Raw genomic sequence first — 23,423 nt, 5'->3', positions numbered from 1 at the left:
CAGCCTTCGCCGTCAAACGCTACGTCAAAACCAGCCCTTCACCTTGAACCAAACCAGTGGGATGACGGTGCTCAATATGATGACCGCCCAACCATATTGATATCCCCAAGCCCAATCATATTCGGGTATGTTCTTGAAGTTCATGCCGTAGATGCCGGCAATGAGGGTTGGGGGAATGCCCGCGATCGACACGATGGTCAGAACCTTGAATATGTCGTTCTGAGCGATGCCGATCAATCCGACCAGAGCGTCCAGCACGAACTGGACTTTGTTGGAAAGTTGCTCTTCATAATCCACGAGCGAGTGGATATCTCGGCATAGCCCTAGCAGACGCGGCTCGAGATCTTCCGACCAGCTCTTGGCTTGCTGTTCCGTATAGGTCACAACACGTCCGAGACCCTGCAGACCGTCTCGAATCTCGGAGAGGCGGTCTCCCAGACGCCCCACCTGGCGTAATTGTGCTCGCAGCAGCTTGTTGGCACGGGCTGCATGGTGGCCGCGAGGATCCTCCGCGCGAAAGGCGCTTGTTGAAAGGCCGTTGAGCTCTCCTGCCAGATGCTCAAGGGCATCGGCGACGCGGTCGACGATGTCCTCGCAGAGCAGGGTGAACACTTCAAGGCTCGATGTCGGCGCATCCTGTGCGGCAAAGCTGGCCGCAACCGCGTCCACCGCCGGCAATGTCATAAACCGGACTGTGACGAGGCGATGCGCAGATAAAACGAAGCCGATAGGAGGGGTTGTGTCGGCTCCCTCCGGATGTCGGGCGGCCGATGGCGTGCTCATATAGAGCACGCCATGCTGATTTCTCAGCCGGCTCGACGTTTCGATTTCACTGAGAGCGCCCAGGGAAGGGAGAGGAGCACCAACGGCTTCTTCCACCTCCCTCAGCTCGGCGCCGGTGGGGCTCAGGAGGTCGATCCATATAGCGTCTGCTAACGCTTGCGGCTTGCCCTTTTTATCCTCTTGCGGCACCGGGAAAACACTTAGCATCTCTCGTGGTCACTCCCTGCAGTGTGGCGAGGAGCTCTCGCCTCGTTTGAAGACTGCGGCGACGACCGACCGTCGCTTGTCGAATTTCCGGACTTTGCCTTCACGAGACTCACTGCTGATCGCAGATCGGGATCGGCCGGGCAGGCGGTGCGGGATGGTCCTTCTTATACTGGACGATGATCGGCTCGAGGGTCTCCTTGGGCCAGAACTTGGGCGTGCCGATTTCCTTCAGGCAGGATTCGTTCCAGTACAATCCGGATTGGGCAGGGGAATGTCCGGCCGCAACGGCCTTGGCAACCGCCTTGATGTCCGAGGATTCGGGATAGATGTAAAGCGTCGTCGGATTGTCCTTCACCATGGAGATGATCTGATTGGCATCCGAGGCGGACCAGCTTGTGCAGCCGTCGCTGCGGCCACCGGCATATTCGACCAGCTTGCCGAGCGGAACATATCCGTCCCGGTTGGCATAGGGGCTCTGCGGGTCTTTCTTCATGCAAATGCCGGCGACCTTGGCGGCCGCATGTCCGCCGATGGCCCGCTGCCGCGCATTGGCGGTTTCTCCCTCGCCGTCAAACTGGAGGAAGGTGCGAAGGTAGGCGACCTCCTTCGCCTGCGAGAGCTTGTAGTAACCCTTGAAGGTCGTCTTCGTCTCTTCCGTCACATAGGAGCCGCCCGTCGTCAGGTTGGAATCCATCGCGTTGCCGAAGTTCTTCGCACACATGCGGCCATTACCGAAATCGGCAACACCTTTGAGATCGCGACCGCTGCCATGGCCCGATGAGACGACACGAAAGGTCTGAGTCGCTTCGCAGACGATATAGAAGCGGCCTGCCGACTTGCCGTCATTCGGCGTGTTCGGACGGGTGGCGTCCATGGCGAAGTAGCAGGGATTTTTGACCGCGCCTTCGCTCACTTTCCGCATGTAGAGCGTACGGGCTCTCTGCAGGACCGGTAGGGCAATCTGCCCGTCACCGGCGCCGACATAGGTGCCCAGCCATGCCGGAATATCCGGCTGCCGGGTCGCTGCCAGTGATTGCGATGTGGCGGGGATGACGAGGGCGAGGGAGCAAAGGCTGAGCATCTGGGCGACGCTTCGAAGGGCATATCTCAACCGCACGGAAATGGTTCTCCTATCAAATATCCTGGATCTACACCCGGCGCTGCCGGCTAAAGCGATTTTGACAGCGAGCCTGCCCCACAAGCCCGGCTGTCATGCGCTCGAATCCAGAAATCATATTTGTGCGCTGCTTTGCTGAACGAGACCCTAACAGGCGCGGGAATCTCTGCTGACTAGGAAAATTCTGTGCCTGCGATTCATTTTCTCTGCCGGTTTGCGTCAGCATTCTTCAGCGATCGCGGCGCAAATATGGCGGACTTCGGGCGAGCGATACGCAACGAAATGCGATGCCAGGATCGATAGTTTCTCCTCGGCAGGCGGTTGGCATTGGCCTCTACGGCAATTCCCGCCAAAGTGTGTGAAGCTTCCGGGAAATGCATTAGAACAAAAACTGCTAGCGAAACCAGTGGCTCGACCGATATCGGGCATATTCCGCCATTGCTTCCGGTGCCAGTTCCTCCAACTCTTTCGAGCTCGGCCGCCCCTTGAGGTGGATAAATATCGGTCGCGGCTTGTCGATTTGGTTAAGCGTCAGATAGGCACTTTCTAATGGCCGCTTCGTGAGCCACTCGGAATCATGACCGAATGTTATGTTCAGCTGCGCGCGATCGAGCCGGTACGCACTTGCAAACGGTCCGATACAGCTTGTTTCGACAATCGTCGTCGAATCCAGCAGAACCGCAGTCACCGTTCGCAGAGAGGCTGATATCCCCGAAACTATCGCGAAGATCACGCCCCAGACTGCCCATATGATCAAACGCCGGCGCGTGAAGAATGGACCTTCGTCGAGCATTTCGATCACAGGTCCATAACGATTCGGCCTGCGAACTAATGCGGCAAAACTGGAGACGATGGCTGTCTGCAACAGAAAACTGCTGAGGAATATCGCAGCCATGCGATGGCTACAGTCGAAGCTTGAGAAGAAACCGTCGTCCAGGATTACCATCACGCCCCCCGTGCTGCGTAGAAGACTATTACGCATGCCCAAAGGAACTCTTACTTCTCAACTCCGTGGAGTTTGGATCATTATCCAACGGAATGAAGATTAAACTGCTCAACCTGTGATGCGGAGAAAACCTTGCATATTGCTGGGGGTGCAGCTGCTCACGGCCGCCGCATCAAGGCGAAATAGAAAAGGGCCCCATAGGAGGCCCTTTTGTGATCGATCGGCGCGAAGCTTAGCGCTGGAGGTTGACCAGCACGTCCAGCAGGTCGGCGCCCGTCTGGAAGACCTTGGAATTGGCCGTGTAGCTCTTCTGCGCCTGGATCATGTCGGTGAGCTGGCCGGCCAGGTCTACATTCGATGCTTCCAGCGAGTTGGACTGGATGTAGCCGAGGCCGTTGCTGTTGGCGAAGCTCGTGACGGTAACGCCGGAATCGGCATTCGCCTGATAGACGTTGCCGCTCATGAGCGTCAGCTTGTCCGGGCTTGCAACGGTTGCCAGCGGGATCTGATAGATCGCCTTCGGATCGCCTTTCGCATAGTTGGCGTAGACGACGCCGTTCTTGTCGATCGTCACGCCGGTGACGGGTGCAGCTGCTTGCCCATTGGTGGACCCGGTGGAAGCGAAAGCCGAGGCTTTCTGGGTCATCTTGGTCAGATCCATTGCGATCGACCCGGCAGTCTTCGGATCGGTGATCGTAAAGCTGCCGCCGCTTAGCATGTTCCCGTTAGGATCAAAGGTAAGCGTGCTTGTCGCAACAGGGCCAGATGAGTAGGGAAAGGACGAACCGGTACCCGTTGCCGCGTCGGCGTTGCGGTAGACGGCGACTTCCCATGTGCCTGATGTCGCCGGGCTCCCCGCGATCGGTGGCGTAGCGGTAGGATTAGCAGCGACCGCAGGCTTGGCATCCGCCGTCTTCGTATAATAGATATCGTACATGACGGTGTTGCCGAGTTTGTCATAGCCAACGACCGAACTCTTTTGGGTATCGGCTGTAACCGGCGCAGTGTTCCCGCTCGGGAGGCCCGAGGTAGCAACCGCAGCACCCGAATTCAGGTTGCCGGTAAAGCTGCCTGAGGTCGAGGGTGAGTTGGCAAGGCCGCTCTGGTTGACGTTGATCGGCACGAGGCCATCGAAGCCGTTGACGACGACGGCGGGCGCGCCGGAGGCGTAGGAATAACCCATCAGGGTGTAGCCGGCGGAATTGACGAGGTTGCCATTGGCATCGGGGGTGAAATCACCCGCGCGCGTCAGAACCGTCTTGCCGTCAGCGCCTTGCACGACAAAGAAGCCGGCGCCGCGGATCGACAGGTCGGTGCCCGACGAGGTGGATATGGCATCGCCCTGCTGCGAGACCGAATAGCTGACGTTCGTCTCGACGCTACCGGAATTGTAATTGCCGCCGCCCGAGGGCAGGATCAACGACGAAAAGCTGGCCGTTGCCGACTTGTAGGCCGTTGTGTTGACGTTCGCGATGTTGTCCGACACGGTGCTAAGCTTATTTGCTTGCGCGTTCATGCCTGAAACGGACGTTTTCATGCTACCAAAGATGCTCATTGGTTCCTCGCACGTTGCTGATGCCGCCACGATAGCGAGGGTGACTTGTGTGAAACTGGCTTTTTCCTGTGTTGTAAAGTCGAGAAAAGTTTTCCGCTTCGATAATCGGCGTGCGGCGGAGCTTTGAATTCCGGCGAGGCTGTTAAGTCGCGGACCGTGCCTATTGCGCGGGCAGATGCGGGGCAGGAAAGTCCAGCACGCGGCTGGTATAGCTTTCGATCAGCGCGCTGAACGGCGTGCCGTCCGGCAGCTTCAATACGGCGTGATGTTCGAGAAGAAACGGAGGCAGGGCGAGAGGCGCGCCGGCGGATGGCGGGAGATCGACACCGGTGTCCCAACCTTGCGGGAGAGGCGGCCAAAGCAACTTTGCCGACAGATTCGTGCGGGAGAAATTAAGGGCCTGAACGGCCCGACCGAAGGCGACGTCGCTCGTTTCAAGGGCCTTGTTCATATCTGCCGTAAGCTTTGCCGGCACATACCAGTTATCCGCCTCCGACAGCACGCGATCGCCGCATGCGAGGCGCACGCGGCGATAGGCGACAGGCTCGTCAGCTCCGACCGCCAGCAGTTTCCGGATTTCAGCACCGGCAGGCTTGTCCTGGCCGCGCACGCGCTGTGCAACGATTTTCGAGCCTTCCGGGGCAAGCTTATGCGCAGCGCACCAACGATCGAGTGTCAGGGTGGCGCTGGCATTGCTGAGGAGATCGGCATTCAGTGTCTGCAGGATTGCCAGCGCTTCCAAACGCGAGGTCGGCGTGTCGGGCCACGGAGAAACAGCTGCCGTCTCCTGCGCGATCGCCGTCTGCGCGCCAAGGGCAATAGCGAGGGAACTGCCGAGAGTGATCATACGGACGAATGACGGGGGCTTTGATGGCATGCGCTGAAATCCTCCGGCGGATTTGATTTTACGGCCGAGGCCTTATGGCTGTTAAATATGTCGCTGGCATAAATGGCAGGCCCGCCGCCATTGGCAAGACCCGAAATATTGGGGAGGCACCTCTATGATCAGATTGCGTTCAGACCGGTGACGGCCATCCGAATAAGGCCCGCCGTGGCGACAAAAGCCAGAGCGGAGACGAACAGCGCCGCCAGGATCATCAGGCCATCCCGCGCCATCAGGGCCACCGCGATCGCCACGAGGGCAACGACCGGTAGATAGTTGCCGAGCGGGATTGGCAAGGCAATGGCAATCGCCAGCAGGAATATCGGGAACGAGAGCAGCCATTGCATGGTTGCGCCCGTAAAAAGGGCCAGCCGTCCAGGACGAACGACCGTCTCGATCCTGGCGAGGATCGGCGCGCTGTAACGCACGATGAGTTCCACGATTGATGGCGAAAGCCTGCGCCGGCTGAGGAAGGCCGGCAGCCATATGGTCCGGCGACCGATTGCAATCTGCGCCGCCACCAGGGCAAGCGCACTGCCGAATACGACGCCGAACGGCCCCGGTATCGGGATGAGGGCGGGTAGGGAGAGAAATAGAATGGTGAAGGCCGTGCTCGTGTGCCCGAGGCCGCAGAGCACTTCACCCACCGAAATGCCGCCTTGCTCATGGGCGAGCCTGGCCAGGTCGCGCAGCCGAGCCGATGCGGTACCGTCATGCCGCGTGGTGCCAGCCGTCTGTTGCGTCATCCGACGTCACCGGATGTGGCTGATGTAGATGTAGCCTCAGGCTTCATCGGCAGCCTCCCCCTTTCCTTGGATGAGCTTGATGACGGGCGCACAGTCCGGATTGCTTTTGTCGAGCAGATCGGCAGGGCTGCTCCAGCCGGTCGAGAGGCCGACGATAGTGGAAATCGTCAAGAAGGTGTCTTCGGAGGCGCGCCGCGCCAGGGCAGGGACTTCGGACGAAAGACATGCTTGCGATTGCCTGAGGGTCTCGGCCGGCTGACCGGCGGCAACGGCGTGCCGCTCGATCTCGGCTTGCAGAGGACCGAGGGCGAAAGTTGCAAAAAGGGCTGCGAGGAGATTGGAGATCATATTTGCACCTTGTCGGAAAACTGTTCGAAGCGGGGAGGGAGGTGCCACGCAGTGCGGGCACCCCATGGCATCAGGCGCTTTCGGCCTTGTCGCGCGTCTTCAGCAGGCTCCAGCCGACGCCGCTTGCGATGATGGCGAAGGTGATCCCGAGCGAGAGGGCGGCGGGGAATTTTTCCAGACCCAGCATATCGGCGACGAAGATCTTCGAACCGATGAAGACGAGCACTATGGCGAGCGCCGGCTTCAGATATTGGAAGCGATGGATCATGGCGGCGAGCGCAAAATAGAGGGCACGCAGGCCGAGGATCGCGAAGATATTCGACGTGTAGACGATGAAGGGGTCGGTGGTGATGGCGAAGATCGCGGGAACCGAATCCACCGCGAAGATCACGTCTGCTACTTCGATCAGCACGAGCGTCATGAAAAGCGGCGTGATGAACCAGACCATCTTACCGGTCTGCGGATGCGGCTGCTTGATGAAGAAGCGTTCGTCGTGATGATTTTCGGTGACGTTGAAGCGGCTGCGCATGAAGCGCACCAGCGGGTTCTTCGACACATCCGGCTCGGCATCCTTCACGACCAGCATCTTGATGCCGGTGATGATAAGGAAGGCCGCGAAAACATAGAGAAGCCACGAGAATTCGGCCACCAGTGTCGCGCCGACGCCGATCATGATCGCGCGCAGCACGATGACGCCGAGAATGCCCCAGAAGAGCACGCGGTGCTGATAGAAGCGGGGCACGGCGAAGAAGGCGAAGATAAGGGCAATAACGAAGACGTTGTCGAGAGCCAGCGTTTTTTCGACGACGAAGCCCGTCATATAGGCAAGGCCGGAATCGGCGCCGAGATACCACCATACCCAGCCGCCGAAGGCGAGGCCAAGGGTGATATAAAGGACAGACAGCTTGATGCTCTCGCGGACGCTGATCTCCTTGTTTTCCCTATGCAGGACGCCAAGATCGAAAGAGAGGACGGCAATGACGAGCGTCAGGAAGCTCATCCACATCCAGAGCGGCTTTCCCAGCCACTCGACGAAGAGCAAAGACGTTTCCATGAGAGAAAACCCCTGTCGGCGCGGTGTCGGAAACGGTCCGACATCGCAAGAGCGCCGACGGCTCTCACCAGAGGGGCCCGGACCAGCGGGTTGGCCAATAGCTGGGAAACGACTGTTTGCCTTTCAAGGGGCTTGCGCGCATTTTGCGGCAGAGCGGCAACATCATTTGCCCGTCTCATCCGTGGCCCGACCGATGTGAATGCCGTAAACGCTTGCCCTCTCCTGTGCGACGAAATCCGCCAGGGCGGGGGGAATTTCGACGTGACCGCTGTGCCGCCCGAGGATGTGGAATCCTTTTGGAAGACAGGTTGCGATGCGGTCGATTATCTTTTCATAATCGACAACAAGCATCTCCCGTCCCGCCATGAGGCTGAAAAGCTCCGCGTCGGCGATAACGTGCTCATTTTCGCAGAACCAGTAGGAGGAGATCGTCAGGTCGGGAATATAGCCGATCGGTGCCGGCAGGTTTCGTTGCTCGAACTGGAAACGCCCAGGCAGTCCGGCAGCCGATATTAGTTCCCGGGCGAGAGAAAGCTGATGTTCGGATATGTCCAGACCGTGAAGCTGAAGCTCGGGATTGCCGGCGAGATAGGCAAAGGCAAGGCTGAAAGCGCCGGAGCCGCAGCCGAGATCACATACTCTTCTATACTTGTGAACAGTTGCCTCGAGACTGGTGAGCGCCCGCAGGCATTTCAGGGAGTTCCGCATCCCGAATGCACGCATAAAGGCATCGGCGGCGCGGCTATAGTCGAATATCTCTATCTGGCGCCTGCTTTCGACGGCATTGCGCAAGGCGATGGAATCGTTGCTGGGATGATACAGATGATTGCATCTGAGCAGGACTTCGGCAAATTCTTCGAAATGCCGCGTCTGTACATCCGTGGTCATGCAAGCCGGTCCTCGCCAAGGAGATTGTCTTTGGTATGATTGGAAGGGCTGTATGCGCAGAAAGCAACCCCTCAAAACTAGCCCTTGACGCTCGACAGGGCACGGCCGCGTAGCGGTGACCGCCAAGCGCCTTCGCCATATCAGCCGTGCGGCAAATGAACCGGAAATCCCTCAAAGGTCTTGAGGGTATCGAGCACGATCGCCGTCTTCACGTGCTGGACCGATTCATGCGGAAGCAGCACGTCGTTGACGAAGCGGGAGAGATCGGTAAGCCCGCGAGTGGCGACCTTCAGGTGATAGTCCATTTCGCCCGTCAACGCATAGGCTTCCAGCACCTCGGGCAGACCGTTGATGAGCTGCGAAAACCGGCGGGCATTATCGCGATTATGAGTGGCGAGCGTCACCGAAATGACCACGAGCATGTCCAGCCCTAGCTTCTGCCGGTCGAGGTTAGCCTGGTAGCTACGAATATAGCCCTCCGCCTCAAGCCGTGTGCGGCGGCGCGAGCATTGCGAAGGGGATAGTGCGATGCGTTCACCCAGTTCGTTGTTTGTCAGTCTGCCGTCTTTCTGAAGCTCCTCCAGCAGGCGTAGATCCAGTTTATCGAGCTGTTCTTCCATTGCGAAAAATCCTCAAAATCCTCACGAAACGTGCGTAATATTTGCTCTTTCGGCAAAGATGGCAAGTTTTCACTCACTACGATCGGTGTAGCTTGCATGGCACTGGATTGCGGATGACGACGAATTGACAGGACCGTTTGCATGTGTGCGCAGCATTTTAGGTGCGGCGCATACAATCAGGATTGCTTATCGGTTTCTGTTTTGGAATTAGCGGTTGAGAAAGTTGACCTTCTTTTACATGATTGTCATCTGGCTTTTATATGTGGGGAGCGGGAAGCAACCAAACGCAGGGGGTATAAATGCGTAAACTTCTTCTCGCCATGATGTCTGCGACCGTAATGTCCGGCGCAGCCCATGCAGCGACAGTCTATCCGTTGGACCGGGCAACGGTACTCGCCGGCTCTCCGTTCGATTTCAAGGTGGAATTCAGCAAGGTCGTGAAGCCGGAAGACGTGAAGGTCACGGTCAACGGCGAAAGCTACGATGCGGTTTTCGGCAAGGCGGCCGATTTTGTCGCCGAGGAGAAGGGTGCTGAGGACAAGGTTCTCGGATCTGCCCTGATCCTGCGTGGCGTCAAGCTCGCAAAGCCTGGCCAGTACAAGGTCGAGGTTGCTGCTGGCGACGAGAAGAAATCCGTCAATTGGGATGTCTATGGCACTTCGGCGACGCCGAAAGCCAAGAACATCATCTTCCTGCTCGGCGATGGTCTCTCGGTTGCGCATCGCACCGGCGCCCGCCTCATGTCCAAGGGCATGACCGAAGGCAAGGCCAACGGCCGCCTCGCCATGGACGACATCCCGCCGGTTGCCTTCATCGGCACGTCTTCGACGTCAGCCATTGCCACCGACAGCGCCAACACCATGTCGGCCTATATGACCGGCCACAAGTCGGCCGTGAACGCCCTCGGCGTCTATGCCGACCGCACGCCGGCGAGCCTCGACGATCCCAAGGTCGAAACCATCGGCGAGGCCCTGCGCCGCACCGGCAAGAAGTCGCTCGGCATTGTGACCACGGCCGAAGTCGAGGATGCGACGCCGGCAGCACTCGTTTCCCACACCCGCAAGCGTGGCGACAAGGCCGATATCGTCGGCATGATGTATGACGTCAAGCCGGATGTCCTGCTCGGCGGTGGCTCGGCCTATTTCCTGGCGAAAAGCGTGCCTGGTTCCAAGCGCAAGGACGACAAGGATTATATCGCGCTCTTCAAGGATGCCGGCTATGCCGTTGCGACCGACAAGAACGAATTGGCGGCTGCTGCCGGCTCGAACCAGGACAGGCTGCTCGGCCTGTTCCACACCGGCAATCTCGACGTCACGCTCGATCGTGAGTTCCTCAAGAAGGGCACCGTCGACAAGTTCCCGAACCAGCCTGGCCTTGTCGATATGACCAAGGTCGCGCTCGACAAGCTTTCCAAGAACCCGGACGGCTTCTTCCTGATGGTCGAGGGTGCCTCCATCGACAAGATGAGCCATCCGCTGGATTGGGATCGCGCTCTGGTCGATACGATCGAGTTCGACAAGGCCGTTGCCGTCGCCCGCGAGTTCCAGGCCAAGAACTCGGATACGCTTGTTGTCGTCACCGGCGACCACACGCATGGCGTCTCGATCATCGGCACTGTCGACGATAACAAGCCGGGCACGGAAATGCGCGAGAAGGTCGGCACCTATGCGGCGGCCGGCTTCCCGAACTATGAGGACAAGGATGGCGACGGCTATCCGGACCGCGTCGACGTTTCGCGTCGCCTGTTCATGGCCGCCAATAACGGCCCTGATCACTACGAGACCTTCCGTCCGAAGCTCGATGGTCCTTTCGTTCCGGCGATCCAGAACGAGAAGAAGGAATATGTCGCCAACGAAGCCTACAAGGATGTGCCCGGTGCCGTCTTCGTGCAGGGCAATCTTCCGAAGGATGAGGATAGCGGTGTCCACGCCGTCGACGATGTCGTGCTGCAGGCAGCTGGCCCCGGTGCCGAAGGCTTCCGTGGTTACATGGAACAGAGCGATGTCTACCGCGTGCTGGCCGATACTTTCGCTCTCGGCACCGAAAAGATGTAAGTCCTGACAGGCCATGTGAATAGGGCAGGCGGTGTCGAAACCGCCTGTTTTCTCCATTTTTATGAGGGTACGCGATGTCGAAGCATCAGATCGCCACCATCAATCGTCGAGACTTTCTGGCCGCCGCCGCAGCCTTGCCTGTCATGGGCATTGCGGTACGTGCCAATGCCTCGGAGAAACTAGGCTTCGGCGAGCTCTACAAGAGTTTCGGTCCGCTGGGGCTCGAATTTTCCGACAAGGTCAAGCAGTCGAGCGGCAAGGACGTCGCCATCAATGGCTTCATGGCACCGCCCTTGAAGGCGGAGGCGGCTTTCTTCGTGCTCACGGAAATCCCGATGTCGCTTTGCCCCTTCTGCTCTTCCGATGCCGACTGGCCAGATAATATCGTGGTCGTCTATCTCTCGTCCAAGCAGACATTCGTGCAGTACAACGCGTCGATCATGGCGCGCGGCGTGCTGGAATTCGGTTCGTGGACCGACCCCGAAACCGGCTTCATCAGCCAGCTGCGTCTCAGGGACGCCTCGTTCAGGACTGTCTGATCCTCATGCTCGCTCTCGATGTTTCCGGCCTGAGGATGCAGTTCCCCGGCCTTGCCGCACCGGTTCTCTCCATCGACCTCTTCCATCTGCCAGCGGGCGGTCGGCTTGCGATCACGGGTGCGTCCGGCTCGGGCAAGAGCACCTTCGTCAATGCGATTACCGGGCTGGAAGACGTCATGGATGGCAGCGTGTCCTGGAGCGGAACGGAAATCACGCGCCTCTCCGCCGGCCGGCGCGACGCCTTTCGCGCCCGCAATATCGGCCTTGTCATGCAGGATTTTCATCTGTTTCCCGGACTGTCCGCCTTGGAGAACGTCGTGTTGCCGATCAAGCTGACCCGGCGCCTTGCGGCCAGCGAACGGGAACGAGCGCTTTATCTGCTGGCGGTGACCGGTATCGCCCGGCCGCAGCAAAAGATCGAAACCTTGTCGCGCGGCGAGATGCAGCGCGTTGCCGTTGCCCGCGCACTGCTGTCGCGTCCGGGCGTCATCGTCGCCGACGAGCCGACCGCTAGCCTGGATCGCCAGGCAGGTAACGAGGTTGCAGAGCTGCTGCTGCAATTGTCGGCAGAAGAAGGGACGACGCTCATCGTGGTCACGCATGACACAGCGCTCGCTGCGCGTCTTGGTCGTCGCATCAATCTGGCAAGCGGGCGCATCGAGGAAGACAGCCAAGAGGTGGCCGCGCAATGATCACCTTCATCCTTGCCGATCTCAGGCGTTTCTGGAGTGGGGCGCTGGCTGTCGTCGTGCTGATTGCCCTGTCGGTCGCGCTGAGCGTGACCGTGACGCTGCAGGAGCGGGCCGTCCGTCTCGGTAGCGCCCGCGCCGCTGAGAAATTCGATCTGCTTGTCGGAGCCGCAGGCAGCGAGACGCAGCTGGCGCTTTCCGCCGTCTTTCTGCAGCCCGCGCCGCTGCCGCTGATGGACGGCGCCGTTCTTTCCCGCCTTGCCAACGATCCACGTGTCGAATTGGCCGCACCCGTCGGCTTTGGCGATTCTGCCTACGGGCATCCGATCGTCGGCACAACCACAGGCCTGATCACGTCCCTTTCGCCATCCCTCTCGCAAGGTGCGATGTTTGCACACCTCGGCGAAGCGGTTGTCGGCTCCGATGTCGCCTTGTCGACCGGTGCGGAAGTCAAGCCGATGCACGGTACGGCTGAGGCAGGCGGCGAAACCCATACGGCCATCGCCTACAAGATCACAGGCCGCATGGCGCCGACGGGAACCGCTTGGGACCGCGCGATCCTCGTGCCGATCCGGGCGGTCTGGCAGTTGCACGGCATGCATGGCGGGGAACATCACAACCATGATGGCGATGAAGCAGATGCGCACGGCGCGGCCAATCCGGAACAAGATCGTGATGAAGGCCACGAACACGGGCATATCGACGCTGATGCGCCGTTGGATGAGCATTTCGACGCGCAGACGCCTGGCGTGCCCGCCGTTCTCGTCAAGCCGAAGACGATTGCCGATGCCTATCGCCTCAGGCAGGAATACCGCACCGGCACGACCCTTGGCGTCTTTCCCGCGGAGGTGTTGACCAGACTCTACGCGACGCTCGGCGATGCCCGCAGTCTGCTTCTGGCGATCGCGCTCGGGACGCAAGCGATCGTCATTGCCGCCATCGTGCTTGTCACCATCATGCATGTCGGATCCAGGCGGCGGCAGATCGGTGCCTTGCGGGCGCTCGGAACGCCGGTCCGCTCGATCGTCACGCTTGTCTGGGGTGAGCTCTTCATTCTGTTTGCCGCCGGCATCGCGCTCGGCATTGCGTTTGGCTATCTCGCGGCACTGACGATCTCTGCGAGACTTGCGGCTTCGACGGCGGTGCATTTGCCGGTTGGCTTCGTCTTCGACGATCTATGGCTTGTCGGAGGTTTCGCGGCTGTTGCGGCGATCATCTCCGTCGTCCCGGCGGTCAGTGCCTTGCGCTCCAGTCCCGCTGCGGCGCTCCGCGCCTGACGGCAGCGGTCAAAAGCGCGTCGGTTGGCCGCTCTTTTCCCGTAGGCTTATGTGACGTTTTGATTGCCGATATAGCCTCGCGCAAGGTCTGGTTGCGATAGTTCGTGCGGGGCGAATACTAGTGAACTGCGCTGTGGGGGCGATCTATGATTTCGACGTATCTCGGCTACGTGTCCGCGACAAAGGACATGGCATCGACGCTGGCCGGCATCGCCAAACAGGCGACGGTCAAAAGCGATCAGCAATATTACGATGCGCATATCGGCAAGGTTAAGAATGTCGACGAATTTCTGAACGACTACAAGCTATATAGCTATGCGATGAAAGCCTACGGCCTGGAGGATATGACCTACGCCAAAGCCTTCATGAAAAAGGTTCTGACGAGTGATCTCAGCAACACGAGCAGCTTTGCAAACAAGCTGACGGACAGCCGCTATCGGCAATTTGCCGCCGCTTTCAATTTTGGCGGCGCGTCGAAAAATCAATCCGCTCAAAGCGATTCCCAGAAGACCGATACGATCGGGCTCTATGAGCAATCCTTCGCCAATGAAACCACCTTGGCCAAGAAGGAAAGTAAGTTCTACGATACCTGGATCGACAAGGTGTCGAATGTCGATGATATCGTCAACAGCAGCAGGATGACGGACTATATTCTGCGGGCGCACGGCTTGAGCCCCGACAATATATCAAAAACGTTCCTGAAGTCGGTTCTGACCAGCGATGTCAACGACCCCAACAGCTTCGTTAACACGGCGAGCAACTTCTCTTCCGCATCAGCCCAGACTTCCGCATCGATCCAGGCGACATATAAGCTGATTGCGTCGCAGTTCGGCTTCAATGCGGATGGAACGCTTTCCGGCGCGACTGCCCAGACAACGCAGCAAAAGGAAGCCATGATCTCGCGCTATGACAGCATGGTTCCGAACCTGCTGACACCGGCTGCGGCCACCAGCAATGACGACTACTATCGCCAGGCAATCACGAAAGTTCGGTCGCTCAGCGAGATCACTGGTGACAACAGGCTGTTTTCCTATATCAAGACGGCATTCAACCTCGATCCCAAGCTCACCCCGGTCCAGTTCAACCTAGTCTTCACGAATTCCGACTATGCCGCATTGACCGGAATGGCGGATATGGTCGCGCATTTCCAGTTTGCATCCGACGGAACGCTGCCGGCCGGTCAGTCGGCACAGACGCCGCAGGCCATCGACGATATCTCGACCAAATATCTGACCGAGGCCAAGGGTGCGAAGCAGGCTCTGTTCACCGATGCCGAGAAACACTACAAGACCGCGGTTGGTGAGATAAAGACGATCGCGGACTTCTTTGCCGCCAATGACATAAAGAGCAAGGATCTTCCCACTGTGGAAGATATGGCGCTTCGCGCCTTTGGGATCGGCAAGAATGAGGTCTCCAGAGATCAGCTGCGCAAGATCCTGGAGAGCGATCCCTATGACAGCAAGAGCTATGTCAATTCGCTGAAAGACAGCAGGTTCGTCGAGCTTGCCAAGGCATACAATTTTGACAGCAAAGGCAATCTGCGGGCGCCTGTCACGGCGCTGTCGCAGACTTCGATCAACAGCTTGATCTTAGCCTATTCCAAGTCGAAGACCTTCGGACTGACCGGCGAAATGCGGGACAAGGCGGTCAAGGATGCCAAAGACGCGGCGACCGATTTCAGCAAGTCGATCGTCAAGATCAAGACTGTCGATGATCTCCTGGCCGACAAGAAGCTGACGGAGTTTATCCTCGTTGCGAACAATATCGATCCCAAGTCGGTCGACAAGGCTACCTTGAAGAAGGCCTTCACCGCGGATCCCGAGGATGCCAAAGGCTTTTTGAATACGCAGGCAGGCCAGCGCTTCAAGGCGATGGTGAACGTCTTCAACTTCGATACCAAGGGAAATCTGACGACGGCCAAGATCGAGGCGGGACAGAACAAGGGCGCGCGTCTGGCAACCAACGATCTCTATCTTCATCAGACCCTGGAATCGCAACAGGGCGACTCCAACGAAGGCGTCCGCCTCGCCCTCTATTTCCAGCGCAAGGCGCCGCAGGTCAATTCCGTCTACGATATCATGTCGGATCCTGCGCTCTACAATGTGATCAAGACGACGTATTCGCTGCCCGCATCCATGTCGAACATGGATGTGACCCGCCAGGCAGCGATGTTGGAAAAACTATTCCCCGTCAAGGATCTGCACGATGCTGGGAAGGTGGACAAGCTGCTCAAGCGCTTCTCGGCCGTTTTTGATGCGGCAAATGGCGGGAGCACCGCCTCACCCGCGTCAGCCATTCTCACACGTGGCTCCGGAGTTGGCATGAGCGCGGACCTCATGCTCTCGATTGCCCAGCTCAGGTCGCGATAGGATATTCCGCGCTTGCCTTGTTGGAGCGGGCCGGCGCCGGCAGCGCGAGCTTAGCGATGCCTGCGCGCCGCCGAGCCCAAGGATGGGTTGGATTAGGCCGGTTCGTCTGCGGCAAGGAAGGCCCGCTGTCTGCTATGTCCGGCATGACGGAGCGCGCTACATTATTAATCCGGATATTGAAAGCAGGCCGGATGATTGGGCATAGATGGTGCAGACTTTCTCCGTCCAATAGTCCTCGCCTCATGAGTTGAAACGCAGCCGCTGTTGCAATGCGGCGCTGCCTATGGAGGAGATTTAGGAATGACGGAGGATGAAAAGGCAATCCGCAAAGTCGTGGAAACCTGGATCGCCGCAAGCAAAGCGGGCGATACGGCAACTGTTTTGGGGCTGATGACCGATGATGTCGTCTTCATGGTGCCGGGCCGAGAGCCGTTTGGCAAGCAAGCTTTCGCCGCAGCCTCCAAGGGCAAGGACGGCATAAAGATGGAGGGCTCCAGCGAGATCGTCGAATTGCGGGTGCTGGGCGACTGGGCCTTCATTCGCAACCATATCGACATCACGATGACATCGCCCGACGCTGATGCCATCAAACAATCGGGTTACACACTCACTCTTCTGCGCAAGGAGGCCGACGGCCGGTGGCGCCTTGCGCGGGATGCGAACCTTCTGACCGTGCATAGCTGATCGTTGCAGCGTTCATCCGTGTCGTAAATCCGTAAGATCTCCGTCACGCGGCTTCGAGCGCGGATGCCAGATCGGCGATCAGGTCGTCTGGATGCTCTATGCCGATCGACAGGCGGATCGTCGATTCCAGCACGCCGATGCGGTGGCGTACATCCACAGGTACGCCCGAATGCGTCGTTGTGGCAGGATGGGAGGCCAGCGATTCCGTGCCGCCGAGGCTGACGGCGAGCTTGAAGATCTGGAGCGCGTTCAGGAATTTGAACGATGCCGGCTGGCCGCCCTTGATGTCGAAGGAGAAGGTGGAGCCCGCGCCGGTGCACTGGGCGGCGAATGTGCGGCCGGTCGCCGAAGATGGATCGATATAGGGCAGGTAGTGGATCTGCTCGACCTTCGGATGGTCTCGCAGGAAATCGGCAACCGCCCGGGCGTTACTGTTTGCCCGCTCCATGCGGATCTGCAGCGTTTCCAGCGATCGGCCGAGCATCCAGCAGGAATGCGGATCGAGCTGGGTGCCGATCGCTCCACGCAGGGCCTTGACCTGTTTGATGATGGCTCTGGAGCCGAGTGCGGCACCGGCGATCAGATCGGAATGGCCGCCGACATATTTGGTCAGCGAGTAGAGGGAAATATCCGCGCCATGCTCGATCGGCCGCTGGAAGACCGGGCCGAGCAGGGTATTGTCGCAGGCGATGATCGGCGTGTGTCCCTGCTTTCTGCCGATCGCATCGGCAATGCGGCGGATCATCGCGATATCGACGAGGCTGTTCGTGGGGTTAGCAGGCGTTTCCACGAGAATGACCGAGACACGGCCTTTGGCCATGGCCTCCTCGGCAGCTGCCGTCACCGAGCCTTCGTTGACACCGTCGGCGAAGCCGACGGCCGCGACACCGAGATTGAGGAATGTCTTGGCGACCAGCGTTTCCGTGCCGCCATAGAGCGGCTGCGAATGCAGGATCGCATCGCCCGGGCGTGTAAAGGTGAGAAGGGCCGTCGCGATGGCCGACATGCCGGAGGAAAACAGCGCGCCGCTTTCCGCCTTTTCATAGACGGCAAGACGATCCTCGACGATTTCGCTGTTCGGGTGATTGAAGCGGGAATAGACGAGGCCGACCCCCGTGCCGGCCGGCGGCTCGGTGCGGCCGGAGATATAGTTGAAGAAATCACGCCCGTCCTCGGCCGATTTGAAGACGAAGGTGGAGGTCAGGAAAACCGGTGGCTTGACCGCGCCCTCGGAGAGCTCAGGGTCATAGCCGTAATTCAGCATCTGTGTTTCGGGATGGAGGGGGTGGTTGCCGATATGCGTTTTGGACGGATGCGGCGCAGTCATGACGGTCTCCTCGGCCGATGATGTGAATTTTAGACTCACATTATACATCACTTAGGGTGCCAGCTCGCTATTCGTCATCATCTACGATGCTGCTTCGGCGCTGAACTCGATATGGGTCGGAACTATCCAACCAGCGCATGGCTATCCGGAATACGACAGAAAGGTCGCTATATCCGTGAGTGGCGCTCGCCTTGACGCCGTACTACCCCAATTTTCGAGAGCTTCCGGCTTCGCTGTCGCGGTCTCGCAGAAATGGGGCGTTTCTTGATCGACCGGTCCTAACCGATGAGCAGGCTCAGAGGCGAAATGCATGAAGAAAACCAATGAGGTTTACATTTGAAATCGGGCGTTCGAAAATTTGTGTTTCGCGATCTTCAGAAAATCGATGGTTATATCGATCCACCGGATGCGCTTGTCTTCCTGTCGTTGATCGAAAAGCAAAGACAGGAGAAACTTTACGGCGGCCTTGCCGAAATCGGGGTTTATTACGGGCGGTCCTATTTTTTGCTGCGTAAGATCAGTGCACCCGACGACAATGTGCTTGCGATCGATCTTTTCGACATAGAAGCGGATGGGGCGCAATATCAACGCTTTCTCGACAACGGAAGATCACTGGGCATTCCCGTTGATGAGGACCTCGTTATAACAGGCGATAGCACCGGGCTCGATCCGCAGGCCATCATCGACAGGGTTGGGCAGGTTCGTTTTTTCAGCATCGATGGTGGACATTTGCTTCGCCACATCGTTGCCGACAGCCGGTTGGCGAAGAGCGTACTGGCCGATCACGGCATCATCGCCTTCGACGACACCTTCAATCCGGCTTGGCCGGAGGTGACGGTCGGCGTCTCCGATTTTCTGCGCAGAAACAGCGATACCTTTGCCGCCTTCTGCATGACGAAGTATAAGACCTACGTCTGCCGGCGGGATTTTCATGAGTTCTATCGGGCCGCGCTTGGCAGGGCACGACATCTCCTGCCGTTCGAGCATGCCGAGATGGATTTTCTTGGCTCGAAAGTCCTCAGGCTGCACGATCCCATCAACCGGAGGGTTGCCTATGAGCTCTTGCGGCGGCTGGGCTTGGGTGCCATATCCGAATGGGCCTATCGCCCAGCCTGACCTTGAGCCAGCCCGGCTTGCTGGCGGTGGAGTGAGAGCGATTTCGTTTTTCAAGTAATTCTTCAGAGGGGCCGCCAGAGGCGGACCCCTCATCGGTCTTAATCAGTAGATTTCCGGCACGTACATTTCCGGCGGTACCGGCGTACGGTGATAATCTGCATTGCGCATGCGTTCCGGCAGCACGATTTCCGGCTTCGGTACGCTTTCGTAGGGGATCTGGCCCAGAAGATGGGCAATGCAGTTGAGGCGCGCTTTCTTCTTGTCGACGGCATGGACGACCCACCACGGCGCTTCCGGAATATGGGTGCGCTCCAACATCTCTTCCTTGGCCTTGGTGTATTCTTCCCAATGCACGCGGCTCTGGAGGTCCATCGGCGAAAGCTTCCACTGCTTCAGTGGGTCCTGAATGCGCATGTTGAAGCGGAATTCCTGCTCCTCGTCGGTGATCGAGAACCAATATTTCAGCAGGATGATGCCGGAGCGAACCAGCATGCGCTCGAAATCCGGCACGGAGCGGAAGAACTCTTCCAGCTCCTCAGGCGAGCAGAAGCCCATGACGCGCTCGACGCCGGCACGGTTATACCAGCTGCGATCGAACAGCACCATTTCGCCTGCCGTCGGCAGGTGGGCGGCGTAGCGCTGGAAATACCATTGATGCCGCTCGCGCTCGGTCGGAGCCGGCAGTGCGACCACGCGGCAGACGCGCGGATTGAGGCGCTGGGTGACACGCTTGATGGCGCCGCCCTTGCCGGCGGAATCTCGGCCCTCGAACAGTACGACGACCTTCAGCTTCTTGTACTGCACCCAATCCTGCAGGCGCACCAACTCGTGCTGAAGGCGAAAGAGTTCGCGGAAATAGACGCGGCGATCGAGCGCCGCTTCGCCTTCGCCGATAAGGCCCTCTGCGACCAACTCGTCCAGCCGGTCCTCTTCGAGCTGCATCTCCAGCTCTTCGTCAAAGCTGTCGACGATCTCATCCTTGATGCGGCTGAGTGGGTCCTGGGTTTCATCGGTCATTGTGCGCCTCCTGCTCTGTTTTCATGTTGATGCTGCAGCTTAGAGCGTGATGCCGAAAGTGTTGGCGGTTTTCGGACGACATCACGCTCTACTTCTTTGATTCTAGAGCGGATTCAGATTTTAGGTCGACTCGACCTAAATCATCCGGCTCTAAGGGCCGCAGAAAGCCGGCACGCTGCCCAAGCATGTGCCGGCTGTGGCTTCGGTGTTATTCGGCGGTCCAGCCGCCATCGACGGAAAGCGTCGTGCCGGTAATCTGCTTGGCGGCATCGCCGCAGAGGAAGACGGCGATGGCTGCGACTTCATCGACGGTCACGAATTCCTTCGTCGGCTGGGCGGCGAGCAGCACATCATGCTTGACCTGCTCTTCCGTCATGCTGCGCGCCTTCATCGTCTCGGGGATCTGCTTCTCGACGAGCGGCGTCCAGACATAGCCGGGCGCGATGGAGTTGACGGTCACGCCGTTCTGGGCGGCTTCCAGTGCGATCGTCTTGGTGAGACCGGTAATGCCGTGCTTGGCCGAAACATAGGCAGACTTGAAAGGCGAGGCGACAAGAGCATGCGCCGAGGACGTGTTGATGATGCGGCCCCATTTGCGTGCCTTCATGCCGGGGATGGCAGCCTTGATGGCATAGAAGGCTGCAAGCAGGTTGATGCGGATGATCGCTTCCCACTTGTCGTCAGGAAATTCCTCGATCGGGGCAACGAACTGGATGCCGGCATTGTTGACGAGAATATCGAGGCTGCCGAAGGCTTCCTCGGCTTCGCGCACCATGGATGTCACTTCTTCGCCATTCATCATATTGGCGCCTGAATAGCGGCACTTCACACCGAAATCGGCTTCGATTGCGGCACGTTCCTTTTCGATTGCATCGGCATCGCCAAGGCCGTTGATCGTCACATTCGCACCTTCAGCGGCAAAGGCACGGGCGATCGCAAGCCCGATACCGCTCGTCGAACCGGTGACCAGCGCATTCTTCGAAGTCAACGAACCCATGATGCTACTCCTGCAATCTTTGTGACATGGTTGGGTAAGGGAAATGCTCAACGTGAACGCACACTGCCAGCCCGATATGTCGCTTTGATAACAGTGCAATTTGCAGTGAGCCGTGGGCTTTCGTCCCCTGACACTTCACTGTCATGCAACCGTGCAAGTTTTCGCTCCGGTGCCGGCGATTTCCTCCAACGACGGAAGATACGATGAAGGTCGAAGACATTCTCAAGCATGCCTATGCGATGCCGCTGACCAATCCCTCCTATCCTCCAGGGCCCTATCGGTTCTTCGATCGCGAATATATCATCATCACCTACCGCACCTCGCGCGAGGCGCTTGAGGCCGTCGTGCCCGCGCCGCTCGAAATCGACGAGCCGCTGGTGAAATACGAATTCATCCGCATGCCCGATTCCACCGGCTTCGGCGATTATACCGAGACCGGACAGGTGATCCCGGTAACCTATCGCGGACAAAAGGGCGGCTATGTCCACTCCATGTATCTGGATGACGATGCGCCGATCACCGGCGGCCGCGAGATCTGGGGTTTTCCGAAGAAGCTTGCCAGCCCGAAGATCGTCAACGAGGGCGAGGTCATCGTCGGCACGCTGCATTATGGCAGCGTCCTTTGCGCCACGGGAACGATGGGTTACAAGCACAAGCCGATCGACCAGGGACCGCTTCTGTCCGCTCTCTCGGAACCTAACTTCCTGATCAAGATCGTGCCGCATGTCGACGCCACCCCGCGCATCTGCGAGCTTGTGCGCTACTACTTGACCGATATCGCCATCAAGGAAGCCTGGACTTCGCCGGCTGCCCTCGATCTTCGGCCGCATGTCATGGCCGACGTCGCACGGCTGCCTGTGCTGGAAGTGGTTTCCGCAGTTCATTTCACCGCCGATCTGACGCTCGGCCTCGGCGAAGTCGTTCACGACTATCTCGCAGAGCGCAGATAACCAAACCTCATTGCTATTTCATGCTGGAGACGGATCGTGCTTGAACGAAACACCAAGGCCGCAGCCCCGACTATCCCGGAAATTGCCGCTCAATATGATCGCGTCGCCCTGGTTTTCCAGGGGGGCGGCGCGCTCGGCGCCTATCAGGCTGGCGTTTACGAAGCGCTTGCCGAAGCGGGATGCGAGCCGACCTGGCTTTCCGGCGTCTCGATCGGCGCGGTCAATGCCGCGATCATCGCCGGCAACGAGCCTGGTCGGCGGCTGCAGCGTCTGGAGCAATTCTGGCAGATCATCTCCGGCCGCAAGATCTGGGCCTATACGCCCGAAGGTGATTTCTTTCGCGATATCCGCAACCGCACCAGCTCGTGGATGACGATGACCATGGGCCAGCCCGGCTTCTTCAAGCCGCGCTTTCCCAATCCCTGGCTGGAGCTGCCGGGTGCGGAAGGTGCCACCAGCTTCTATGACTCGGCAGAGCTCAAGAAGACGCTGGAAATGCTGATCGATTTCGACGTGCTGAACGATGGCAAGAAGCGCTTCAGCGTCGGTGCGGTGAATGTCCGCACCGGCAACTTCGTCTATTTCGACACCGACAATATGCGCATCGGCCCCGAGCACATCATGGCAAGTGGCGCGCTGCCGCCCGCACTTCCGTCCGTCCGCATCGAGGGCGAATATTACTGGGACGGCGGCATCGTTTCCAACACGCCGCTGCAATATCTGCTCGATCAGGAAGAAGACCGCAGTTCGCTGGTCTTCCAGGTCGATCTGTTCAGCGCGCGCGGCGTCCTGCCGCGCAGCATGCCAGATGTCCTTTCACGCCATAAAGACATCATGTATTCGAGCCGCACGCGGCAGAACACCGATAATTTCAAGCGCATCCATGGACTGAAGATGAAGCTTCTGGGTGCGCTGAAGCGTGTCCCCAGGGATCAGCTGACCGCGGAAGAGGAAGAACTGATCGCCGATTATTCCGATGCCGGTGTCGTCAACATTGTGCACCTGATCTATCAGCACAAGAACTACGAAGGTCACGCCAAGGATTACGAGTTTTCGGGCACCTCGATGCGAGAGCACTGGGATATGGGCCTCGAGGATACGAAGCGGACGCTGCGCCATACCGACTGGCTGTTGCCGCCGTTTACCGACGACGCCGTCGCTATCCACGATTTACACCGGGAAGATCCGGCCTGAGGTCAATGTTGCGCTAGATCGCTACCGCAGACGATTGCGCCGGTCCGGAGAGATTTTCAGGGT

The 23,423-nt window shown here is 58.7% G+C and carries 22 protein-coding genes; 9 read left to right on the top strand and 13 right to left on the bottom strand.

Annotated features, from left to right (window positions below):
• Positions 1 to 24: 24 nt before the first annotated feature.
• The 10 genes from AC13QE_RS13215 to AC13QE_RS13170 all read right to left on the bottom strand — a co-directional run bounded on the left by AC13QE_RS13215 (position 25) and on the right by AC13QE_RS13170 (position 9,147).
• Entirely contained in the window at positions 25 to 990 is a 966-nt protein-coding gene (locus AC13QE_RS13215; protein ID WP_488484013.1) for a magnesium transporter CorA family protein, read from the bottom strand.
• Positions 991 to 1,099: 109 nt separating this feature from the next.
• Positions 1,100 to 2,107, bottom strand: a complete 1,008-nt coding sequence (locus tag AC13QE_RS13210; RefSeq protein WP_488484012.1) for a hypothetical protein — start codon at positions 2,105 to 2,107, stop codon at positions 1,100 to 1,102.
• A gap of 394 nt (positions 2,108 to 2,501) precedes the next feature.
• Entirely contained in the window at positions 2,502 to 3,053 is a 552-nt protein-coding gene (locus tag AC13QE_RS13205; RefSeq protein WP_488484011.1) for a hypothetical protein, read from the bottom strand.
• A 232-nt stretch (positions 3,054 to 3,285) separates the two neighbouring features.
• Positions 3,286 to 4,608 carry a flagellar hook protein FlgE gene (locus tag AC13QE_RS13200; protein ID WP_488484010.1) on the bottom strand — a complete coding sequence of 441 codons (1,323 nt, stop codon included), beginning with the start codon at positions 4,606 to 4,608 and terminating at the stop codon, positions 3,286 to 3,288.
• Positions 4,609 to 4,768: 160 nt separating this feature from the next.
• Positions 4,769 to 5,485: a hypothetical protein gene (locus tag AC13QE_RS13195; RefSeq protein WP_132719150.1), complete on the bottom strand. Its 717-nt coding sequence runs from the start codon at positions 5,483 to 5,485 to the stop codon at positions 4,769 to 4,771.
• Between the two features lie 128 nt (positions 5,486 to 5,613).
• Positions 5,614 to 6,237 (bottom strand): exopolysaccharide biosynthesis protein, encoded by a 624-nt coding sequence (locus AC13QE_RS13190; RefSeq protein ID WP_488484009.1) that lies wholly within the window; start codon positions 6,235 to 6,237, stop codon positions 5,614 to 5,616.
• A 36-nt stretch (positions 6,238 to 6,273) separates the two neighbouring features.
• On the bottom strand, positions 6,274 to 6,585 hold the full coding sequence (locus tag AC13QE_RS13185) for a hypothetical protein (protein WP_488484008.1): 312 nt from the start codon (positions 6,583 to 6,585) through the stop codon (positions 6,274 to 6,276).
• A 70-nt stretch (positions 6,586 to 6,655) separates the two neighbouring features.
• Positions 6,656 to 7,639, bottom strand: a complete 984-nt coding sequence (locus AC13QE_RS13180) for a TerC family protein (protein WP_488484007.1) — start codon at positions 7,637 to 7,639, stop codon at positions 6,656 to 6,658.
• Positions 7,640 to 7,801: 162 nt separating this feature from the next.
• Positions 7,802 to 8,527: an SAM-dependent methyltransferase gene (locus AC13QE_RS13175; RefSeq protein ID WP_488484006.1), complete on the bottom strand. Its 726-nt coding sequence runs from the start codon at positions 8,525 to 8,527 to the stop codon at positions 7,802 to 7,804.
• Between the two features lie 140 nt (positions 8,528 to 8,667).
• Positions 8,668 to 9,147 (bottom strand): Lrp/AsnC family transcriptional regulator, encoded by a 480-nt coding sequence (locus AC13QE_RS13170; protein ID WP_488484005.1) that lies wholly within the window; start codon positions 9,145 to 9,147, stop codon positions 8,668 to 8,670.
• Between the two features lie 299 nt (positions 9,148 to 9,446).
• Here AC13QE_RS13170 and AC13QE_RS13165 point away from each other — a divergent pair, with 299 nt between their 5' ends.
• From AC13QE_RS13165 to AC13QE_RS13140, 6 genes are all read left to right on the top strand, one after another.
• Positions 9,447 to 11,201, top strand: a complete 1,755-nt coding sequence (locus AC13QE_RS13165; protein ID WP_488484004.1) for an alkaline phosphatase — start codon at positions 9,447 to 9,449, stop codon at positions 11,199 to 11,201.
• A gap of 74 nt (positions 11,202 to 11,275) precedes the next feature.
• Positions 11,276 to 11,740: a hypothetical protein gene (locus tag AC13QE_RS13160; protein WP_488484003.1), complete on the top strand. Its 465-nt coding sequence runs from the start codon at positions 11,276 to 11,278 to the stop codon at positions 11,738 to 11,740.
• 5 nt (positions 11,741 to 11,745) lie between these two features.
• The gene (locus AC13QE_RS13155; protein ID WP_488484002.1) at positions 11,746 to 12,432 is read left to right on the top strand and encodes an ABC transporter ATP-binding protein; all 687 of its coding nucleotides are present in this window, start codon (positions 11,746 to 11,748) and stop codon (positions 12,430 to 12,432) included.
• On the top strand, positions 12,429 to 13,706 hold the full coding sequence (locus AC13QE_RS13150) for an ABC transporter permease (protein WP_488484001.1): 1,278 nt from the start codon (positions 12,429 to 12,431) through the stop codon (positions 13,704 to 13,706). Before AC13QE_RS13155 ends, AC13QE_RS13150 begins: the two co-directional genes overlap by 4 nt.
• A gap of 146 nt (positions 13,707 to 13,852) precedes the next feature.
• Positions 13,853 to 16,075 carry a DUF1217 domain-containing protein gene (locus AC13QE_RS13145; RefSeq protein WP_488484000.1) on the top strand — a complete coding sequence of 741 codons (2,223 nt, stop codon included), beginning with the start codon at positions 13,853 to 13,855 and terminating at the stop codon, positions 16,073 to 16,075.
• 300 nt (positions 16,076 to 16,375) lie between these two features.
• Positions 16,376 to 16,759: a YybH family protein gene (locus AC13QE_RS13140; protein ID WP_488483999.1), complete on the top strand. Its 384-nt coding sequence runs from the start codon at positions 16,376 to 16,378 to the stop codon at positions 16,757 to 16,759.
• A 43-nt stretch (positions 16,760 to 16,802) separates the two neighbouring features.
• On the opposite strand, the gene AC13QE_RS13135 is transcribed toward AC13QE_RS13140, so the two are convergent.
• Complete coding sequence (locus AC13QE_RS13135) at positions 16,803 to 18,086, bottom strand: cystathionine gamma-synthase family protein (RefSeq protein ID WP_488483998.1); 1,284 nt, start codon at positions 18,084 to 18,086, stop codon at positions 16,803 to 16,805.
• Between the two features lie 336 nt (positions 18,087 to 18,422).
• Here AC13QE_RS13135 and AC13QE_RS13130 point away from each other — a divergent pair, with 336 nt between their 5' ends.
• On the top strand, positions 18,423 to 19,202 hold the full coding sequence (locus AC13QE_RS13130) for a class I SAM-dependent methyltransferase (RefSeq protein ID WP_112414218.1): 780 nt from the start codon (positions 18,423 to 18,425) through the stop codon (positions 19,200 to 19,202).
• Between the two features lie 102 nt (positions 19,203 to 19,304).
• Here AC13QE_RS13130 and ppk2 read toward each other — a convergent pair whose 3' ends face one another.
• Complete coding sequence (gene ppk2, locus AC13QE_RS13125; protein WP_132719174.1) at positions 19,305 to 20,219, bottom strand: polyphosphate kinase 2; 915 nt, start codon at positions 20,217 to 20,219, stop codon at positions 19,305 to 19,307.
• Positions 20,220 to 20,427: 208 nt separating this feature from the next.
• Positions 20,428 to 21,216, bottom strand: coding sequence for a 3-hydroxybutyrate dehydrogenase (locus tag AC13QE_RS13120; RefSeq protein ID WP_488483997.1), 789 nt, complete (start codon positions 21,214 to 21,216; stop codon positions 20,428 to 20,430).
• A gap of 203 nt (positions 21,217 to 21,419) precedes the next feature.
• Between AC13QE_RS13120 and AC13QE_RS13115 the strand changes: the two genes are divergently transcribed.
• Both AC13QE_RS13115 and AC13QE_RS13110 read left to right on the top strand, forming a co-directional pair.
• Positions 21,420 to 22,166: an acetoacetate decarboxylase gene (locus tag AC13QE_RS13115; protein ID WP_488483996.1), complete on the top strand. Its 747-nt coding sequence runs from the start codon at positions 21,420 to 21,422 to the stop codon at positions 22,164 to 22,166.
• Between the two features lie 36 nt (positions 22,167 to 22,202).
• Positions 22,203 to 23,360 carry a patatin-like phospholipase family protein gene (locus AC13QE_RS13110; RefSeq protein WP_488483995.1) on the top strand — a complete coding sequence of 386 codons (1,158 nt, stop codon included), beginning with the start codon at positions 22,203 to 22,205 and terminating at the stop codon, positions 23,358 to 23,360.
• The last annotated feature ends 63 nt before the right edge of the window (positions 23,361 to 23,423 follow it).

Source organism: Martinezella sp. CNPSo 3957 (assembly GCF_057784395.1).
This window is presented reverse-complemented; position numbering and strand designations above follow the sequence as displayed.

Bases quoted from the DNA above. Each gene is read 5' to 3' on its own strand.
- AC13QE_RS13175 (WP_488484006.1), bottom strand. From the start codon at position 8,527: ATGACCACGGATGTACAGACGCGGCATTTCGAAGAATTTGCCGAAGTC.
- AC13QE_RS13145 (WP_488484000.1), top strand. From the start codon at position 13,853: ATGATTTCGACGTATCTCGGCTACGTGTCCGCGACAAAGGACATGGCA.
- ppk2 (WP_132719174.1), bottom strand. From the start codon at position 20,219: ATGACCGATGAAACCCAGGACCCACTCAGCCGCATCAAGGATGAGATC.
- AC13QE_RS13180 (WP_488484007.1), bottom strand. From the start codon at position 7,639: ATGGAAACGTCTTTGCTCTTCGTCGAGTGGCTGGGAAAGCCGCTCTGG.
- AC13QE_RS13150 (WP_488484001.1), top strand. From the start codon at position 12,429: ATGATCACCTTCATCCTTGCCGATCTCAGGCGTTTCTGGAGTGGGGCG.
- AC13QE_RS13195 (WP_132719150.1), bottom strand. From the start codon at position 5,485: ATGCCATCAAAGCCCCCGTCATTCGTCCGTATGATCACTCTCGGCAGT.
- AC13QE_RS13215 (WP_488484013.1), bottom strand. From the start codon at position 990: ATGCTAAGTGTTTTCCCGGTGCCGCAAGAGGATAAAAAGGGCAAGCCG.
- AC13QE_RS13140 (WP_488483999.1), top strand. From the start codon at position 16,376: ATGACGGAGGATGAAAAGGCAATCCGCAAAGTCGTGGAAACCTGGATC.
- AC13QE_RS13190 (WP_488484009.1), bottom strand. From the start codon at position 6,237: ATGACGCAACAGACGGCTGGCACCACGCGGCATGACGGTACCGCATCG.
- AC13QE_RS13170 (WP_488484005.1), bottom strand. From the start codon at position 9,147: ATGGAAGAACAGCTCGATAAACTGGATCTACGCCTGCTGGAGGAGCTT.
- AC13QE_RS13135 (WP_488483998.1), bottom strand. From the start codon at position 18,086: ATGACTGCGCCGCATCCGTCCAAAACGCATATCGGCAACCACCCCCTC.
- AC13QE_RS13200 (WP_488484010.1), bottom strand. From the start codon at position 4,608: ATGAGCATCTTTGGTAGCATGAAAACGTCCGTTTCAGGCATGAACGCG.
- AC13QE_RS13155 (WP_488484002.1), top strand. From the start codon at position 11,746: ATGCTCGCTCTCGATGTTTCCGGCCTGAGGATGCAGTTCCCCGGCCTT.
- AC13QE_RS13120 (WP_488483997.1), bottom strand. From the start codon at position 21,216: ATGGGTTCGTTGACTTCGAAGAATGCGCTGGTCACCGGTTCGACGAGC.
- AC13QE_RS13205 (WP_488484011.1), bottom strand. From the start codon at position 3,053: ATGGTAATCCTGGACGACGGTTTCTTCTCAAGCTTCGACTGTAGCCAT.
- AC13QE_RS13115 (WP_488483996.1), top strand. From the start codon at position 21,420: ATGAAGGTCGAAGACATTCTCAAGCATGCCTATGCGATGCCGCTGACC.
- AC13QE_RS13185 (WP_488484008.1), bottom strand. From the start codon at position 6,585: ATGATCTCCAATCTCCTCGCAGCCCTTTTTGCAACTTTCGCCCTCGGT.
- AC13QE_RS13160 (WP_488484003.1), top strand. From the start codon at position 11,276: ATGTCGAAGCATCAGATCGCCACCATCAATCGTCGAGACTTTCTGGCC.
- AC13QE_RS13165 (WP_488484004.1), top strand. From the start codon at position 9,447: ATGCGTAAACTTCTTCTCGCCATGATGTCTGCGACCGTAATGTCCGGC.